The 16430-nt window shown below is 74.2% G+C and carries 17 protein-coding genes; 8 read left to right on the forward strand and 9 right to left on the reverse strand.

Annotation, left to right across the window (positions count from 1 at the left end):
- Nucleotides 1-146: 146 nt before the first annotated feature.
- The 5 genes from O7633_RS15725 (at nucleotide 147) to O7633_RS15745 (ending at nucleotide 5849) form a co-directional block, all read left to right on the forward strand.
- The gene (locus O7633_RS15725; protein WP_282328310.1) at nucleotides 147-1451 is read left to right on the forward strand and encodes an extracellular solute-binding protein; all 1305 of its coding nucleotides are present in this window, start codon (nucleotides 147-149) and stop codon (nucleotides 1449-1451) included.
- A gap of 86 nt (nucleotides 1452-1537) precedes the next feature.
- On the forward strand, nucleotides 1538-2554 hold the full coding sequence (locus O7633_RS15730) for a sugar ABC transporter permease (RefSeq protein ID WP_282328311.1): 1017 nt from the start codon (nucleotides 1538-1540) through the stop codon (nucleotides 2552-2554).
- Nucleotides 2551-3384 (forward strand): carbohydrate ABC transporter permease, encoded by an 834-nt coding sequence (locus O7633_RS15735; protein ID WP_282328312.1) that lies wholly within the window; start codon nucleotides 2551-2553, stop codon nucleotides 3382-3384. Before O7633_RS15730 ends, O7633_RS15735 begins: the two co-directional genes overlap by 4 nt.
- A gap of 58 nt (nucleotides 3385-3442) precedes the next feature.
- Complete coding sequence (locus O7633_RS15740) at nucleotides 3443-4822, forward strand: GH1 family beta-glucosidase (protein ID WP_282328313.1); 1380 nt, start codon at nucleotides 3443-3445, stop codon at nucleotides 4820-4822.
- Between the two features lie 19 nt (nucleotides 4823-4841).
- The gene (locus O7633_RS15745) at nucleotides 4842-5849 is read left to right on the forward strand and encodes a LacI family DNA-binding transcriptional regulator (protein ID WP_282328314.1); all 1008 of its coding nucleotides are present in this window, start codon (nucleotides 4842-4844) and stop codon (nucleotides 5847-5849) included.
- Between the two features lie 92 nt (nucleotides 5850-5941).
- On the opposite strand, the gene O7633_RS15750 is transcribed toward O7633_RS15745, so the two are convergent.
- Both O7633_RS15750 and O7633_RS15755 read right to left on the reverse strand, forming a co-directional pair.
- A complete protein-coding gene (locus O7633_RS15750) occupies nucleotides 5942-6487 on the reverse strand; it encodes a hypothetical protein (protein ID WP_282328315.1) in 546 nt (181 codons plus the stop codon).
- 130 nt (nucleotides 6488-6617) lie between these two features.
- Nucleotides 6618-7433, reverse strand: coding sequence for an EI24 domain-containing protein (locus O7633_RS15755; RefSeq protein WP_282328316.1), 816 nt, complete (start codon nucleotides 7431-7433; stop codon nucleotides 6618-6620).
- Nucleotides 7434-7554: 121 nt separating this feature from the next.
- Between O7633_RS15755 and O7633_RS15760 the strand changes: the two genes are divergently transcribed.
- A complete protein-coding gene (locus O7633_RS15760) occupies nucleotides 7555-8568 on the forward strand; it encodes a YafY family protein (RefSeq protein WP_282328317.1) in 1014 nt (337 codons plus the stop codon).
- 41 nt (nucleotides 8569-8609) lie between these two features.
- Here O7633_RS15760 and O7633_RS15765 read toward each other — a convergent pair whose 3' ends face one another.
- Nucleotides 8610-9530, reverse strand: a complete 921-nt coding sequence (locus O7633_RS15765) for an SDR family oxidoreductase (RefSeq protein WP_282328318.1) — start codon at nucleotides 9528-9530, stop codon at nucleotides 8610-8612.
- Between the two features lie 75 nt (nucleotides 9531-9605).
- Between O7633_RS15765 and O7633_RS15770 the strand changes: the two genes are divergently transcribed.
- Nucleotides 9606-10304 carry a nucleotidyltransferase domain-containing protein gene (locus O7633_RS15770; RefSeq protein WP_282328319.1) on the forward strand — a complete coding sequence of 233 codons (699 nt, stop codon included), beginning with the start codon at nucleotides 9606-9608 and terminating at the stop codon, nucleotides 10302-10304.
- 18 nt (nucleotides 10305-10322) lie between these two features.
- Here the strand turns inward: O7633_RS15770 and O7633_RS15775 are convergent, their stop codons facing one another.
- The 4 genes from O7633_RS15775 to O7633_RS15790 all read right to left on the reverse strand — a co-directional run bounded on the left by O7633_RS15775 (nucleotide 10323) and on the right by O7633_RS15790 (nucleotide 13427).
- Nucleotides 10323-11210 carry an alpha/beta hydrolase gene (locus O7633_RS15775; RefSeq protein WP_282328320.1) on the reverse strand — a complete coding sequence of 296 codons (888 nt, stop codon included), beginning with the start codon at nucleotides 11208-11210 and terminating at the stop codon, nucleotides 10323-10325.
- Entirely contained in the window at nucleotides 11207-11524 is a 318-nt protein-coding gene (locus tag O7633_RS15780) for a DUF2516 family protein (protein ID WP_043965247.1), read from the reverse strand. Before O7633_RS15780 ends, O7633_RS15775 begins: the two co-directional genes overlap by 4 nt.
- 254 nt (nucleotides 11525-11778) lie before the next feature.
- Entirely contained in the window at nucleotides 11779-12669 is an 891-nt protein-coding gene (locus tag O7633_RS15785; protein WP_282328321.1) for a hypothetical protein, read from the reverse strand.
- Nucleotides 12666-13427 carry a helix-turn-helix transcriptional regulator gene (locus tag O7633_RS15790; RefSeq protein ID WP_282328322.1) on the reverse strand — a complete coding sequence of 254 codons (762 nt, stop codon included), beginning with the start codon at nucleotides 13425-13427 and terminating at the stop codon, nucleotides 12666-12668. The genes O7633_RS15785 and O7633_RS15790 overlap by 4 nt, the downstream gene beginning before the upstream one ends.
- Before the next feature lie 136 nt (nucleotides 13428-13563).
- Here O7633_RS15790 and O7633_RS15795 point away from each other — a divergent pair, with 136 nt between their 5' ends.
- Nucleotides 13564-14361, forward strand: coding sequence for an alpha/beta hydrolase (locus tag O7633_RS15795; protein ID WP_282328323.1), 798 nt, complete (start codon nucleotides 13564-13566; stop codon nucleotides 14359-14361).
- Between the two features lie 61 nt (nucleotides 14362-14422).
- Here the strand turns inward: O7633_RS15795 and O7633_RS15800 are convergent, their stop codons facing one another.
- Nucleotides 14423-15382, reverse strand: coding sequence for an asparaginase (locus O7633_RS15800; RefSeq protein ID WP_282328324.1), 960 nt, complete (start codon nucleotides 15380-15382; stop codon nucleotides 14423-14425).
- 122 nt (nucleotides 15383-15504) lie between these two features.
- Nucleotides 15505-16341, reverse strand: a complete 837-nt coding sequence (locus O7633_RS15805; RefSeq protein ID WP_282328325.1) for a 3-keto-5-aminohexanoate cleavage protein — start codon at nucleotides 16339-16341, stop codon at nucleotides 15505-15507.
- Nucleotides 16342-16430: the final 89 nt, after the last annotated feature.

The raw sequence follows: 16430 nt of genomic DNA on the forward strand, positions 1-16430 counted from the left end.
AACAGGGGGCCCTTCCTTTCCGCTCCGGGAGCGCTCTATTGACATCCCGGCAGCCAGCGGCCAGGCTCTTGTGAGAGCGCTCTCTCGAAGGTTCCACCCCCGTCCCCACCGCCATGCGCACGACCTGAGAGGGGTCCGAGAACAAGATGGGTGTCTTTCCACGCCGCCGCCTCGCGGCCGTGGCCCTCGTCGCGGCCACCGCACTGCTCACCACCGCCGGCTGCGGCGGGGACGAGTCCGCCGAGGGCGGGCCGGTCACGCTGACCGTCGACGTCTTCGGCCAGATGGGCTACCAGGAGCTCTACCAGGAGTACATGGCCGCCCACCCCGACGTGAAGATCGTCGAGCGGGGCACCGGCGGCAACCTCGACGAATACTCGCCGAAGCTCACCCAGTGGCTCGCCGCCGGGAAGGGCGCCGGCGACGTGGTCGCCATCGAGGAGGGCCTGCTCGTCGAGTACAAGGCCAACCCGCAGAACTTCGTCAACCTGCTCGACCACGGTGCGGCCGAGCTCAAGGGCAACTTCCTCGACTGGAAGTGGAACCAGGCGCTGACCGCCGACGGCAAGCAGCTCATCGGCCTCGGCACCGACGTCGGCGGCATGGCGATGTGCTACCGCAGCGACCTGTTCGCCAAGGCCGGGCTGCCGACCCAGCGCGACGAGGTGTCCAAGCTCTGGCCCACCTGGCAGGACTACATCGCCACCGGCGAGAAGTTCAAGGCGGCCAACACCGGCGCGGCGTTCCTGGACTCGGCCACCAACATCTTCAACACGATCGTGCTCCAGACCGCCGGCAACGCGCAGGGCTACCACTACTACGACACCGCCAACAACCTGGTGGTGGACAGCAACCCGGCCGTGCGGCAGGCGTGGGACACCACGATGGACATCCTCGACTCCGGCCTGTCCGGCAAGTACGGCTCCTGGTCCGAGGAGTGGGTCTCCGCGTTCAAGCAGGCCAAGTTCGCCACCATCGCCTGCCCGGCCTGGATGACCGGCACCATCGAGGGCAACGCCGGCCCGGCCGCCAAGGGCAAGTGGGACATCGCCCAGGTGCCCGGCAACGGCGGCAACTGGGGCGGTTCCTTCCTCGCCGTGCCCAAGCAGAGCAAGCACCAGGCCGAGGCGATCGAGCTGGCGAAGTTCCTGACCAGCGCCCAGGGGCAGATCGGGGCGTTCAAGGCCAAGGGGCCGCTGCCGTCCAACCCGCAGGCGCTGGACGACCCGGCCGTGGCCGACTCCACGAACGCGTACTTCTCCGACGCCCCCGTCGGCAAGATCTTCGCGGCCGGCGCGAAGAGCCTCAAGCCGGTCTACATGGGCCCGAAGAACCAGGCCGTCCGCACCGAGGTGGAGAACGCCGTGCGCACCGTCGACCTCGGCCAGCGCAGCCCCGAGCAGGCGTGGACCGACGCGGTGAACAACGCCAAGAAGGCCGCGGCCAAGTAGGCCCGACGCGGACGCGCGGGCGGCGCTCCGGCACGCCGGGGACGCCGCCCGCGCCGCGCGAGACGCGGAAAGGAGTGACCGGGCCCATGGCCGTCCAGCTCGACGCCCTGCCACCGGTGACACCGGCGGAGCGGAGCACCGCCCGCCCGCCCCGGAGGTACCGGCTCAGCCGGCTCGACGAGAAGTACTCCCCCTACCTCTACATCGCACCGTTCTTCCTGCTCTTCGGCGTGTTCGGGGCGTACCCGCTGGCGTACACGTTCTGGGTGTCGCTGCACGACTGGGACCTGCTCGCCGCCGAGCACCCGTTCGTCGGCGGGGAGAACTACACCCGGCTGCTCGCCGACCCCGACTTCTGGCACTCGGTGGTCAACACCCTCGGCATCTTCGTCCTCTCGACCGTGCCGCAGCTGCTGGCCGCGCTCTGGCTGGCCAGCCTGCTCAACCGGCGGCTGCGGGCCCGGACCACCTGGCGGATGGCGGTGCTGGTGCCGAACGTCACCTCGACCGCCGCCGTGGCGATCGTCTTCGGGGTGCTGTTCGGCCGGCAGTTCGGCATGATCAACTGGCTGCTCGACCTGGTCGGCGTCGACGCGATCGACTGGAAGTCCAACCGGTTCGCCTCGTGGGTGGCCATCTCCGCCATGGTCGACTGGCGGTGGACCGGCTACAACGCGCTGATCTTCCTCGCCGCCATGCAGGCCGTCCCCCGCGACCTGTACGAGTCGGCGGCGATCGACGGGGCCAGCCGGGCCCGGCAGTTCTGGAAGATCACCGTGCCGCTGCTCAAGCCGACGATCATCTTCGCGGTGATCGTGTCGACCATCGGCGGCCTCCAGCTCTTCACCGAGCCCCGGATGTTCCACTCCGGCACCAACCCGATCCGGGGCGGGCCGCTGCGCGAGTCGCAGACGATGACCATGTACATGTTCGAGAACGCCTTCGCGCCGCACTACAACTTCGGCTACGGCTCGGCGGTCGCGTGGCTGCTGTTCGCCCTGATCGCGATCGTCGCGGCGATCAACGTGGTGATCCTGCGCCGGCTCGGCGGCACCGACGGGCCGCCGCGGGTCCGCCGCCCCCGGAAGGAGCGCGTCCGATGAACAAGCTCTGGTCCGCCGGCCGGCTCACGTACGCCGCCCTGGCCGTCTCGGCCCTGCTGTCGGTCTTCCCGATCTACTGGATGTTCGTGGTGGCCAGCCGCTCCAGCGACGCGATGGGCCAGATACCGCCGCCGGTCACCCCCGGCGGCAACCTGGGCGCGAACATCGCCCGGCTGTTCGACAACACCGACGCGTACTTCCTCACCGGTCTGATCAACTCGGCGATCGTGGCCGTCACGGTCACCGTGTCGGTGGTCTTCTTCTCCACGCTGGCCGGGTTCGCCTTCGCCAAGCTGCGGTTCCGCGGCCGCAGCGGGCTGCTGCTGGTGATCATCGCGACGATGATGATCCCCACCCAGCTCGGGGTCATCCCGCTGTACCTGCTGATGACGAAGCTCAACTGGAACGACCGGCTGCCGGCCGTGATCGTGCCGGCGCTGGTCACCGGGTTCGGCGTGTTCATGATGCGGCAGTACGCCAGCCAGGCCGTCAGCACCGAGCTGATCGAGGCCGCCCGGATGGACGGCTGCGGCACCGCGCGGATCTACTGGAACGTGGTGCTGCCGGCGCTGCGCCCGGCCGCCGCGGTCCTCGGCCTGCTGACGTTCATGACGACCTGGAACGACTTCCTCTGGCCGTACGCTGTGCTCAACGACCCGGAGAACCCGACGGTGCAGCTGTCGCTGCGGGCGCTGTCGGACGGCTACTACCAGGACATGTCGCAGGTCTTCACCGGCACGGCCATCGCAACCCTGCCCCTTTTGCTGGTATTCGTCCTGTTCGGCCGCCAGATCATCGGCGGAATCATGGAAGGTGCGGTCAAGGCGTGAGCGCGAGGAGTGAGCCGATCTTGCGAGCCCCACAGTCGCGAACGAAGGAAGGTAAGGCGTGAGCGCGAGCAGCGAGCTACGGTTCCCCGACAACTTCGTCTGGGGCGCGGCCACCGCGTCGTACCAGATCGAGGGCGCGGCCCGCGACGACGGTCGCGGCCCGTCGATCTGGGACACCTTCAGCCGTACGCCGGGCAAGGTCTTCGCCGGCCACACCGGCGACGTCGCCTGCGACCACTACCACCGGTACGCCGACGACGTGGCCCTGATGGCGGAGCTGGGGCTGAAGGCGTACCGGTTCTCGATCGCGTGGCCCCGGATCCAGCCCGACGGCACCGGGCCGGTCGAGCCGCGCGGGCTGGATTTCTACGACCGGCTCACCGACACGCTGCTCGACCGGGGCATCGACCCGATCGTCACGCTCTACCACTGGGACCTGCCGCAGGCGCTGGAAGACCGGGGCGGCTGGACCAACCGGGAGACCGCCGAGCACTTCGCCACGTACGCGGCGGCCGTGCACGGCCGGCTCGGCGACCGCATCCGCACCTGGACCACGCTCAACGAGCCGTGGTGCTCGGCCTACCTCGGGTACGGCAACGGGGTCCACGCCCCCGGCGTGAGCGACCCGGGCGCGGCCTTCACCGCCGTACACCATCTGCTGCTGGGGCACGGCCTGGCGGTCCGGGCGCTGCGCGCGGGCGGCGCGGAGGTCGTCGGGATCACCCTGAACCCGGCGGAGGTGCAGCCGGCGGACCGGGACAGCGCGGCGGACGCGGCGGCGGTCCGGCTGGTCGACGGGTTGCAGAACCGGATCTTCCTGGACCCGCTGACCGGCGCCGGGTACCCCGCCGACGTGCTGGAGCACGTGGCCCGGATGGTCGACCCGGCGACGTTCCTCCGCGACGGCGACGAGAAGCTGATCGCCGCGCCGATCGACCTGCTCGGCATCAACTACTACGCGCCGACCTACGTGGCCGGGCGGCCGGACGGGGCGGGCGGCAGCGCCTGGCCGGGCACCGAGGGCGCCGTGGAGTTCCTGCCGGCGGCCGGCTCCGTGAGCGACATGGGCTGGGCGATCGAGCCGGCCGGGCTGGGCCGGCTGCTGGACCGGCTGGCCGCCGACTACCCCGGCCTGCCGCTGATGATCACCGAGAACGGCGGCGCGTTCCCGGACCGCACGACCGACTCCGCCGGTCGGGTGGTCGACGCCGACCGGATCGCCTACCTCGACGGGCACCTTCGGGCCGTGCACGCGGCCATCGGCCGGGGGGTGGACCTGCGCGGCTATCTCGTATGGTCGTTGCTGGACAACTACGAGTGGGCCGAGGGGTACCGCAAGCGGTTCGGGATCGTCCACGTCGACTACCTGACCCAGCGGCGCACGCCGAAGGCCAGCGCCCGGTGGTACCAGGAGGTGATCTCCCGGAACGGGCTGTGACGAGGTGGGGAGCGCTCCGATGACGACGGCCCAGCGGCCGACCCTGGAGGCGGTGGCCCGGCGGGCCGGCGTCTCCCGGGCGACCGTGTCGCGGGTGGTGAACGGCTCCACCACCGTCGCCGAGCCGATCCGGGAGGCGGTCCGCCAGGCCGTGGCCGAGCTGGGGTACGTGCCGAACCTCGCCGCCCGCAGCCTGGTCACCCAGCGGACCGACTCCATCGCCCTCGTGCTGCCCGAGGAGGCCACCCGGGTCTTCTCCGACGACCAGGTGTTCCCGAGCATCATCCGGGGCGTCGCGCAGGAGCTGGAGGCCGCCGACAAGCAGCTCGTGCTGATGCTCGCCGGCTCGCCGGCCGGGCACGCCCGGGTGGAGCGGTACACCACCGGGCGGCACGTCGACGGGGTCGTCTTCGCCTCGCTGCACGGGGCCGACCCGCTGCCCGCCCGGCTGGCCGGGCTCGGCATCCCCGTGGTGTGCAGCGGGCGGTTCCTCGGCGACGTCGGCGTGCCGTACGTCGACGTCGACCACGTCGGCGGGGTGACCCGGGCGGTGCGGCACCTGCTCGACTCGGGGCGGCGGCGCATCGCCACCATCGCCGGTCCGCAGGACATGTTCGCCGGGGTGGAACGCCTCGCCGGCTACCGGGCGGCCGTCGCCGAGGCGGGGCTGCCGGAACGGGTGGCGTACGGCGACTTCACCCGGGAGTCGGGGGCGGCGGCGATGCGGCAGCTCCTCGCCGCCCACCCCGATCTGGACGCCGTCTTCGCCGCCTCCGACCTGATGGCGCACGCCGCCATGCGGACGCTGCGCGAGGCGGGGCGGCGGGTGCCCGCCGACGTGGCGATGATCGGGTTCGACGACATCGAGACGGCCGCGTACACGGACCCGCCGCTGACCACCGTGCGGCAGCCGATCGTCGACCTGGGCCGGCAGGCGACCCGCCAGCTCCTGCGGATCGCGGCCGGCGAGGACGTCGAGCCGGCCCTCGTGCTGCCCACGGAGCTGGTCCTGCGCGCCTCGGCGTAAGGAGGGGCCCCCTGTTAACGCATACGGTAGAGAGGGGTCCCCTTCTCACCACCTCCGGCGGGGCGTGGTGGGGTTCGCGCCGGGCGGGCCGGTCACGACGACGACGGCGGTGGCGCGGACGCCGGGCAGACCGCCGCGAGCGCGAAGGAGCCGGCGTCCCCGGCGATCGCCGCCGAGCCGCCCGTCAGGGTCCAGCCGGCGGGCAGGCGCAGCCACGCCGCGCTGCCCCCGGCCCCGTCCACAGTCAGCACGCCGGCCTCGGTGGGCACGGTGAGGGCGACGCGTTCCCGGTCCGGGGCGACGAACTCGGGCGTGACCGCGACGAACCGGGCGACGGCCGCGCCGGCCGGCAGGCCGAACATCCACACGTCCTCGTCGGGATAGGGCCCGCCGCCCAGGCCCTCGGCGCAGGCCGGGTCGCGCCCGGCCGCCCGGACCGGCGCGTCGGCAGGGTCCAGCCGGATCGTCGTGCGCGGACCGGGCAGGGGCGCGGGCGGCACCGGCGGCACGGGCGGGCGGGCGGTCGACGGGCCGGGCCGGGCCTCGCGCCGGGGCAGGCCCGCGACCCCGAGCAGCAGCAGGCAGGCCGCGGTCGCCGAGACCGCGGACCTGAACCGGTCGGCCCACACGCGAGGCATCCCTTATCGCACCTTTCGTCCGGTTAAGGATAGGTGCAAGGAGGGGCCCCCTGTTAACGCATACGGTAGAGAGGGGTTCCCTTCTCGCCACCTCCGGCGGGGCGTGCACGCGGCAGGGTCGACCTCCACGTCACCGCTTCTCGACGGGGCGGCCCGGCGGCTCGATGGACTGGCCCATCGCGCGGCGGGTGAGCAGGGTCGCGCCGGCCACCGCCGCCGGCATGACCAGCACCGCGCCGAGCGGGATCAGGAAGCACACGAAGACCGCCACCCCGAAGCCCAGCGTCGTCGGCCGGTCGGCCCTGAGCAACGTCCGGCGGTCGGGCAGCCGCATGCCGCGGCGGTAGAACGGGGCCCCCGCCAGCTCCAGCGCGAGAAACCAGCCGCCGACCGCCGCCCCGATCACCGGCACGACGGTCTGCCCGACCACCGGGATGAAGCCGGCCGCGAAGAGCGGAATACCCACGAGTACGGAGATCGCGACGAGCCTCAGCGAGTCGACGATGCTGCGGCGCAGCGACGCCCAGAACGGCGCCTCCACCGCGCCGGGCGTGCCGCCGAGGCGCTCCTCGACCCGCTCGGAGATCTTCTCGTAGAACGGGTCGCCGATGGCCAGCGTCACGGCGGTGAAGGTGAGCACCCCGAGCAGCCCGCCGACGCCGAGGAAGGCCAGGCCGGCGACGACCCGGACGAGGCTGCGGGCGGTGCGGGACCAGTCGTCGGCGAACGGGGTGACCAGCGCGGCCAGGTCGTCCACGAAGTAGACGAGGGTGGCGAAGGCGGCCACGAAGAGGGTTCCGGAGATCAGCGCCGGCACGATGCCGAGCAGCATCAGGCCGGGACTGCGGACGTACAGGCCGATGCCGCGCAGGAGCAGCCCGACCCCGGAGAAGAATCGGCCGACGGCGCCGGTCACCGGCGCGGTGATGCTGCTGGGTACGTTCACGACCGCTGAGCCTAACCGCGCCTGTCCCGCCCGCCCCGCCAAGCAACGCGGGGCGGAGTGAGAAGGGTTCCCTTCTATACCGCAGGCGTTAACAGGGGGCCCTTCCTTACACAATGGGCGGGTGCGAGCCTCGCGGTTGATCTCGGTGGTGCTGCTGCTTCAGGCGCGGGGGGTGATGACGGCGGCCGAGCTTGCCCGTGAGCTGGAAGTCTCCGAGCGGACCGTGTACCGGGACGTGCTGGCGCTGTCGGCCGCCGGGGTGCCCGTCTACGCCGACCGGGGCCGGGCCGGCGGCTACCGCCTGCTCGGCGGCTACCGGACCCGGCTGACCGGGCTCACCCGGGACGAGGCGGAGGCGCTGTTCCTCGCCGGGCTGCCCGGGCCGGCGGGGGACATGGGGCTGGCCGACGCGGTCGCCTCGGCCGAGCTGAAGGTGCTGGCCGCGCTGCCGCCCGCGCTGCGCGACGCGCCCGCCCGCGCCGGGCAGCGGTTCCACCTGGACGTGCCGGGCTGGTTCCGCGACGCGTCGCCGCCGCCCCGGCTGGCCGAGCTGGCCCGCGCCGTGTGGGGCGACCGGGTCGTCGAGCTGCGCTACCGGCGCGGCGACGGCGAGGTCGTCCGGCGGGTCGAGCCGTACGGGCTCGTGCTCAAGAGCGGGACCTGGTATCTGGTCGCCCGCGTCGGCGACGACACGCGCACGTACCGGGTCGACCGGGTGGTCGACGTGGCCCCGGGCGGGGAGACGTTCGACCGCGACGAGCGCTTCGACCTCGGCGGATACTGGCGTGGGCAGGCCGAGGCGTTCCTGCGCAGCATGCAGCGGACCCGGGTCCGCGTCCGGCTGAGCCCCGCCGGCCTGCGCGAGCTCCGCAGCGCCCCGGAGGCACCCTTCGCGTACGCCGAGGCGACGGCCGCCGCCGGTGCGCCCGACGGGGACGGCTGGGTGGTCACCTGGCTGCCGATCGAGTCCGTCGACGTGGCGTACCACCTGGCGCTGCGGCTCGGGCCGGAGGCGGAGGTGCTCGATCCGCCGGAGCTGCGGGGGCGGGTGGCCGCTGCCGCCGCCCGGCTCGCCGCGCTGTACGGCGGGCCGGGCGGCGGACGGGAGGGCCCCGGGCGGGCGGGCGACGGGTAGGCGGGCGACGGGTGGGAGCACGCCGGGCCGGAGGGCGATGGTCAGCGGTAGTCGGCGGCGTCGGCCTGCCTGCCGCCGTGCACCACCTCGTCGAGGTAGCGGAAGGCGTCGGGTCGGCTGCCGTCGAGGTCGGTGAAGCCGTACACCCGGGCCAGCTCGCCGCTGGAGGTCGACCTGCCGTTCCAGCGGGCCCGGTCGGGGTCGGCGGCCAGCGCGGCGACGGCCCGCCCGACGAACGCCGGGGTCTCCGAGATGAGGAAGTGCGGGTCCGTCGCCGCGCCGTCGCGCCAGTTGGCCTCGGTGACGCCGAAGTGCTCCAGCATGAACTCGGAGCGGATCCAGCCGGGGGTGAGCGCGACGGCGGTGCCGCCGTGCGGCTCCAGCTCGTGCGACTGGGTGAAGGCGAGCCGGTTCACGCAGGTCTTGGCCAGGTCGTAGAAGACCGACAGCCGGTAGTGGGCGTCGTTGTACTCCCGGGTGCCGTCGCCGATCTCCACCACCAGCCCGCCGGGGCGGCGGATCAGCAGCGGCAGCGCGAAGTGGCTGGTGATGACGTGGGTGTCGACCGCGAGCCGCAGGGTACGGAAGCCAGCGTCGAGGGGCTGTTCCCAGACCGGCTTCTCCCAGGTGATCAGGGGGTCGGCCCCCCACACGTCGTTGACCAGCACGTCGAGCCGGCCCTGCTCGGCGTCGATGCGGGCGACCAGGTCGCGCACCTGCTCGGGCACGAGGTGGTCGACCCGGGCGGCGATGCCGGTGCCGCCGGCGGCGGTGACCAGCTCGGCGGTCTCCTCGATGGTCTCCGGCCGGTCGAGTTCGGAGCGACCGGCGGTGCGGCTGCTGCGGCCGGTGGCATACACCGTCGCCCCGGCCGCGCCAAGCTGGATCGCGATCTGCCGGCCGGCGCCCCGGGTCGCCCCGGCGACGAGCGCGACCCTCCCGGTCAGGGGTTTCGTTGTCATGCGTCGACCCTGACAGCGATACCTGACAGCCGAAGTCCGGTTTCGCGAACGGGTGTCCTGCGTCATGATCGGCTCATGCGCCTGCTGCTCTCCGGGATCGTCGGCTCGGTGGCGTACGGGCTGGCCCGGCCCGGCTCCGACGTCGACCGGATCGGGGTGTTCGCCGCGCCGACCGTCGCCTTCCACGGTTTGCGCCCGCCCCGGGAGTCGGTGGTCACCACCGACCCGGACGTCACCCTGCACGAGGCCGGCAAGTACGCCCGGCTGGCGCTGGGCGGCAACCCGACCGCCACCGAGCTGATGTGGCTGCCCGACGACTGCTACGAGACGCGCACCGCGCTGGGCGACCGGCTGATCGGCATCCGGTCGGCGTTCCTCAGCGCGCCCCGGGTCCGCGACGCCTACCTCGGGTACGCCGCGCAGCAGTTCCGCAAGCTGGCGTCGCGGGGCGACGGGACGTTCTCGGCGGACACCCGGCGGCGGACCGCGAAGCACGCCCGGCACCTGGCCCGGCTGGTGCACCAGGGCCGGCGGCTCTACGCCACCGGCGTGCTGGAGATCCGGCTGGCCGACCCGGAGCGGTTCCGGGCGTTCGGGGAGCGGGTGGCCGGCGGGGAACTGGCGGAGGCGCGGGACCTGCTCGCCGAGGCGGAACACGCCTTCGACACGACGCGTACGCCGCTGCCGCAGCGGCCCGACGAGGCGACGGTGGAGCGCTGGCTGCTCGACGTGCGGGCCGCCCACCTGCCGCCGGTCGGGGCGGCCGACGGCTGACACCCCCGGCGGCCGGCGTCAGCCGTTGAGGAACCCCGAGATCCGCTCCCGCAGGTCGGCGCGTTCCGACCAGAGCACGCCCGGGCGGTCGTACACGTGGAGGGTGGCGCGGGGCAGGGCGGCCGCGAGCTGCTCGGCGACCTCGACCGGGTGCAGGTCGTCGCCCGCGCAGGCGAGCACCAGGGCCGGGGCGGTCACCGCGGCCAGCTCCGCCCGGTCGCCCAGCGGGGCCTGGTCGGGCAGGTCGGCGAGGCCCGCCGCCAGGCCGTCGCGCAGCAGGTGGTCGAGCCGCTGCCGAAGGTACGCCCACCCGGCGGGCGTGTTGCGCACGGCGGGCGGCAGCTCGGCCGAGACGACGTCGGCGACGGCGGAGGCGTCCCCGCTCTCCACCGCCTCGATCAGGGCGGCGATCCGCTCCCGGGCGGCCGGGGTGCGGGGCTGGTCGAGCGCCGCCGGCAGGAAGAAGACCAGCCGGTCGAAGCGCTCCGGGCTCTCGGCGAGCAGCCGGCACAGCGCGCCCGCGCCGAGGCTCGCGCCGAACGCCCGGGTGGCGTTGGCGAGGTCGGCGACGGCCCGCAGGTCCCGGGCGAGGTCGAGGTAGGTCCACGGGCCGGGGGGCGCGTCGGAGCGGCCGTGCCCCCGGAACTGGAAGAAGACCTTGCGGCCGGCGACGCCGCTGCCGAAGGGGCGGGTGGTGGCGATGCCGTTGCCCAGCCCGTGCGCGAACACGGTGACGGGATCGCCGGCTCCGGTGACGAGCTGTTCGAGGCGTGCCCCGTGCGGGGTGGCGACCAACTCGGTCTCCGGCTCGGGCAGGGCCGGCCGGCCCGTACGCGGGGCGCCGGGGCCGGGGCCCCAGGTCCGTGGCCCGCCGTCCGGCGGCGGTGGCCAGCGGAACCCTCTCACCAGGAGGATCCCCGGCCGTCGTGCAGGTCACGCAGCCCGACCCGGACGTCCAGCAGATAGATCAGGGCAGCGGCGATGCCGATCAGGCCGAAGATGTTCAGCACGTTGTTGGTCAACAGCGTGAGCACCAGGCACACCGCGAGGATGGCGATCCATCCGCCCTTGGGCAGGGTGCCGATCGCGGCGAAGCCCTCGCCGCGCTGGGTGATCGCGTGCACGAGCGCCACCCCCTCGATGACGAGGGCGAACACCAGCAGCAGCATGGTGATCCAATACTGGACCTGGAAAGCGAAGATCGGCGCGGCGATGGCCATGCCGGCAAGCTTATGCCGACGACCCCGGATCCGTCCGCCAGGACGTCTCCGGGGTCGTGCGGCGTCTCTCCCGGGCTGGCCGCCCCGCCGGTCGCGGCGCGGGCCGGGCTCGGGATCGCGGGCCAGGCCGGGGCGGGCCGCAGACCGGGGCGGGCCGGGAAACGCGGGCCGCGGCGCGCCGGGAAACGCGGGCCGCGGCGCGCCGGGAAACGCGGGCCGCGGCGGTCAACCCCGGGTTGCGCGGACCAGGTCGGCTACTCGGCGGCCGGGCGGGTCCGCCGGATGGCCTTGGGCAGCTTGGCCGACGGGGTGTCGGTGGCCTCCGAGGTCGGGCCGTCGGTGGCCTCGGCCTTGGGGCCGGCACCGGTGCCGCCCCTGGCAGCGGTCTTCGCGCTGGTCTTGGCCCCGGCCGCCTTGGTCGTGCTGGCCTTGGCCCCGGTCGCCTTCGTCGCGGTCGCCTTGGTCGCGGTCGCCTTGTTCGCGCGGGTGCGCGGGGTCCGCGCGGCGGCCGGCTTGGCCTCGACGACCTCGGCCACGTCGGCCGGGGTCGGGACGTCGGCCTTCGCCGCCGGGGCGGGCGCGGCGGGGGCGGCCGGGGCCGGGTTCAGGTCGGCCTCGGTCGCCGCGATGTCGGCGTTGACGGTGTCGGCGGCCTCCAGCACGCCGGCGCCGACCACCCGCTCGCCACGGGCGACCAGCTCCGCGTACGCGGCGAGGGCCCGCTCCTGGGCGGCCTGCGCACCGGCGACGACGACGGCCGCGTTCCGGGCGGCCAGCCCGCGCAGCCGGTCGAGGTCGGCCAGCTCGCGCAGCCGGTCGACGTCGGCGACCTCGCGCAGGCGGTTCAGGTCGGCGGCCTCGCGCAGGCGGTTGACGTCGGCCGCCTCGCGCAGCCGGTTCAGCTCGGCCGGAACCGACCGGCCCCGCAGCTCGGCGGCGGTCTGGTTGGCCGTACGCAGGGTCTCGGTGGCCTTCTGGCGCAGCTCGAAGCCGGTCACGACGGCCTTGCCGCCCAGGTCGGCGGCGACCCTGCCGCTCAGGTCGGTGACCACGGTGGGCAGCTTGCGGAGCTGCTCCAGGGCCAGGTCGCCGGCGCCGGCGGCGGCGTAGAGCGGGGCCGGGATGCGGTTGGTCTTCGGGCTCATGACTTCTCCTCCTCGACCGCGGCGGCGGTCTGCTCGGTCTCGACGGCGGTCGCCTTCTCGGCGGCCTTCCTCGCGGGCGTGCTGCTGGGCGGGGCGGGCGCCGGGCCGGCCTCGGTGACGGCGACCGACTCCAGGACCGCCTCGGTCGGGGTGCCCTCCGGCGTGGTGGGCCCGGTCGCGGCCGGGGTCAGCGTGCCCGGGGCCTCCGGGGCGACCCCCGGCGCGGACGGGGCCGCCGGGTCCGCCGTGGTGGCCGGGGCTCCGGTGGCCGGGGCCGCTGTGGTGTTCGTGCCGGCCGGGCCGGCTTCGGCCGCCTGGGCGGTGGCCTCGGTGCTGGCCTGCGCGGCCTCGGTGGCGGCTTCCGCGGCCTCGGTGGCGGCTTCGGCGGCCTCGGTGGCGGCCGTCGCCTCGGCGAGCCGGCTGTTCTCCCGGCGGAACGTCTCGTAGATCTGGGTCAGGGACTGCTTCTGCGCCATCGTCAGGTCGGGATCGACCGCGATGGCGGCGAGCACGCCCTGCCCCTCCTTGTCGTCGAGCAGGCCGGCCCGCAGGTACATCGCCGGGGTGGAGACCCGCAGCGCGCTGGCGAGCTGCTGGAGCACCTCGGCGCTGGGCTTGCGCAGGCCCCGCTCGATCTGGCTGAGGTACGGGTTGCTGACGCCCGCCTGCTCGGCGAGCTGCCGCAGCGAGATCTTCGCGTTGCGCCGCAGGTCACGGATGAACCCGCCGACGTCGGGTAGGTCCTTGGGAGTGGCCATGGCCCCACGCTAACCGGCCCCGTTAGCTGCTGCAAGCAAAACGCTAACCAGAGTTAGCAAGGTCTCACGCCCCTGGTCAGCGCCGCCCGACGTGAATCTGTTGCGCGCCGTGCGTCCGGTCCGTACCTTCCCCGAGGTGACGAAGATCGAGATCAACGGCGCGAACCTCGCGTACGACGACACGGGTGACGGAACGCCCGTGCTCCTGCTGCACGCCGGCATCGCCGACCGGCGCATGTGGCGGGAACAGGTGCCCGCACTGGCCACCCGGCACCGCGTGATCACCGTCGACCTGCGCGGCTACGGCGACTCCGAGCTGCCCACCGACCCGTTCGCCCACCACGACGACGTGGTCGGCCTGCTGGACGCCCTGGGACTGCCCCGGGCCGCCCTCGTCGGGTGCTCCTTCGGCGGGGCCGTGGCACTGGACACCGCCCTCGCATACCCGGATCGGGTCGACGCACTCGCCCTGTTCGGCACGGCCGTCAGCGGCAGCGAGTGGTCCGACGAGGCCAACGACCTCTGGGACGACCTGGTGGGCGAGACGGACCCCGAGGACTTCGCGGCCACGGCGGCAGGCGAGGTGCGGTTCTGGGTGGTCGGCCCGGCCCGCCGCCCCGAGGACGTCGACCCGGAGCTGGTCCGGTTCGCCGAGGAGATGGACCGCCGGGCGCTCGCGGCCGAGCTGGCGCTGAGCGCCGTCGACGGGGCCGAACTCGACCCGCCCGCGATCGAGCGGCTCGGCGAGCTGCGCGTACCGGTGCTGGTGGCCGCCGGGGCCGCCGACGTGCCGGACATCGGCCGGCTCGCCGACCGGATCGCCGCCGAGGTGCCGGGCGCGGTGCGGCTGCCGGACGTGCCGGACGCCGGGCACCTGCTCCCCCTGGAACGGCCGGACGCCGTCAACGACGCCCTGCTGGACTTCCTGCGGTGAGGTGCAAGGAAGGGCCCCTTGTTAACAGACGTCTGTTAACAAGGGGCCCTTCCTATCGCCGTCACCAGACCGGGCGGACCGCCCCGACCGGGATCCCGCCGCCGAGCAGCGGCAGCTCGGCGTACTCGTCGAGGACGGACGCCCGGACGCCCAGCCGGCGCAGCGCGGAGACCAGGACCGGCATCCGGGCCCGCGAAGCCCCGTCGTCGATCTTCAGCGCGACCGCGCCGACCCCCGGGAGCGCGGCGGCGATCACCCCCTCCGCGCCGATCTTCGCAAGCGCGCCGGGCAGGCCGCGCATCAGCCGGCTGTCCTCGGCCCAGGTGCCGCCGACCAGCTCCGGGTGCGCCCGCATGGCGTCCGCGACGGTCCGCTCGGGCGAGCCCGGCCCGGCGGATACCAGCCGCAGGTACGCGCGGGCCAGCCCGGTCAGCGACACGGCCAGCACCGGCGCGCCGCAGCCGTCCACCCCGACCGCCGCCACCGGCTCCCCGGCGCACTCCTGGACGGCCGAGCTCAGCGCGCGCTGCAACGGGTGCTTCGGCTGCCGGTAGCCCGCCCGGGGCCAGCCGGCGGCCAGGCAGGTGAGCAGCATGCCGGTGTGCTTGCCGGAGCAGTTCATCCGGCCCCGGGTCGGCCCGCCGCCCGCGCGCAGCACCGCCTCCCGGGCCAGCTCGCCCATCGGCAGGTCGGGCGGGCAGCCCAGGTCGGACTCGTCCAGCCCGGCGCCGGCCAGCAGCGCACCGACCCGGGCCACGTGGAACTCCTCCCCGGCGTGGCTGGCCGACACGATCGCCACGTCGGCCGGGTCGGTCAGCGGCAGCCCGGCGCGGAGCATGCCGACCGTCTGCATCGGCTTGCTGGCCGAGCGGGGGAAGACCGGGGACGCCACGTCCCCGGCGGCGGCGACCGTCGCGCCGGCCGCGTCGAGCACCACCACCGAGCCGCGGTGCAGCCCCTCCACGAACCCGGAACGGACCACCTCGGCCAGCGGCACGCCACCGGAGTAGGTCTTCGTCACACGGTGGACGGTACCGAGGGGCCGACGGGCGACGAAACGCGGGTGACCAGCGCAGTCGCCCGAGCCGCGACAGGGGCGACGGCTGGACCGGGGCTTACCGGCGCGCGCCGCCCGCCCGGGGCCTAGCGGGGCGCGACGCCGAGCAGGGCGCGGGCCTCGGCGGTGGTCAGCGGCGGGCGCTGCGCGAGCTGGGCGAAGCCCACCGCCCGCGCGACGAGCTGCATGTTCGACTCGACCGGCCGGCCCTTCGCGTACGTCACCGTGTCCTCCATGCCGACCCGCAGGTGCCCGCCGGCCGACAGGGAGGCCAGCAGCACCGGGATGGTGCTGCGCCCGATGCCGGTGGCCGAGAACGTGGTGCCCTCCGGCAGGTCGCGCAGCGCCTGGTGGGCGGCGGCAAGCGTCGCCGTGGTGCCCGGCATGCCGCCCGGCACGCCCATCACGAAGTCGACGTGCACGTGCCCGCCGTGCGGCAGCCCGTGCCTGCCGAGGAGCCGTTGCAGGGCGGTCAGGTGGCCGAGGTCGAAGATCTCGTACTCGGGCACGATGCCGCGCTCCTGCATCCGGGTGTGCAGGTCGACGATGAACTCCCAGCGGTTGAGGAAGACGTCGTCGCCGAAGTTGAGCGTGCCCATGGTGCAGGACGCCATGTCCGGCCCGGCGTCCAGCACGGCCAGCCGGTCGGCCTCCGGGTCGGTGACCGCGCCGCCGGTGGAGAGCTGCACGATCAGGTCGGTGCCCTCGCGCAGGGCCGCCACGGTCTCCCGCAGCCGCCCCTGGTCGAGCGTGGGCCGGGCCTCGTCGTCGCGGATGTGGACGTGGATCACGGCGGCGCCGAGCGCCTCGCACTCCTTGGCGGTCAGCAGCAGCTCGTCGAGGGTCACCGGCAGCGCCGGGACCTCCGCCTTGGCCGACTCCGCGCCGGTGGGGGCAACCGTGATCAACGTCCCTGTCGTCATGCCGGCGATCCTAGACGCCCGGCGGGGGCCCGGTCGACGGCGCGCGCTCCCCCAGCGGACGCGCCCGTCCGCCAGCCGGTCGCAACGCC

Source organism: Micromonospora sp. WMMD712 (assembly GCF_029581295.1).
In the GTDB taxonomy this organism is placed as follows: Bacteria; Actinomycetota; Actinomycetes; order Mycobacteriales; family Micromonosporaceae; genus Micromonospora; species Micromonospora carbonacea.

Coding starts and splice junctions, on each gene's coding strand:
- O7633_RS15725 (WP_282328310.1), top strand. CDS start 147: ATGGGTGTCTTTCCACGCCGCCGCCTCGCGGCCGTGGCCCTCGTCGCG.
- O7633_RS15730 (WP_282328311.1), top strand. CDS start 1,538: ATGGCCGTCCAGCTCGACGCCCTGCCACCGGTGACACCGGCGGAGCGG.
- O7633_RS15735 (WP_282328312.1), top strand. CDS start 2,551: ATGAACAAGCTCTGGTCCGCCGGCCGGCTCACGTACGCCGCCCTGGCC.
- O7633_RS15745 (WP_282328314.1), top strand. CDS start 4,842: ATGACGACGGCCCAGCGGCCGACCCTGGAGGCGGTGGCCCGGCGGGCC.
- O7633_RS15750 (WP_282328315.1), bottom strand. CDS start 6,487: ATGCCTCGCGTGTGGGCCGACCGGTTCAGGTCCGCGGTCTCGGCGACC.
- O7633_RS15765 (WP_282328318.1), bottom strand. CDS start 9,530: ATGACAACGAAACCCCTGACCGGGAGGGTCGCGCTCGTCGCCGGGGCG.
- O7633_RS15770 (WP_282328319.1), top strand. CDS start 9,606: ATGCGCCTGCTGCTCTCCGGGATCGTCGGCTCGGTGGCGTACGGGCTG.
- O7633_RS15780 (WP_043965247.1), bottom strand. CDS start 11,524: ATGGCCATCGCCGCGCCGATCTTCGCTTTCCAGGTCCAGTATTGGATC.
- O7633_RS15785 (WP_282328321.1), bottom strand. CDS start 12,669: ATGAGCCCGAAGACCAACCGCATCCCGGCCCCGCTCTACGCCGCCGCC.
- O7633_RS15790 (WP_282328322.1), bottom strand. CDS start 13,427: ATGGCCACTCCCAAGGACCTACCCGACGTCGGCGGGTTCATCCGTGAC.
- O7633_RS15805 (WP_282328325.1), bottom strand. CDS start 16,341: ATGACGACAGGGACGTTGATCACGGTTGCCCCCACCGGCGCGGAGTCG.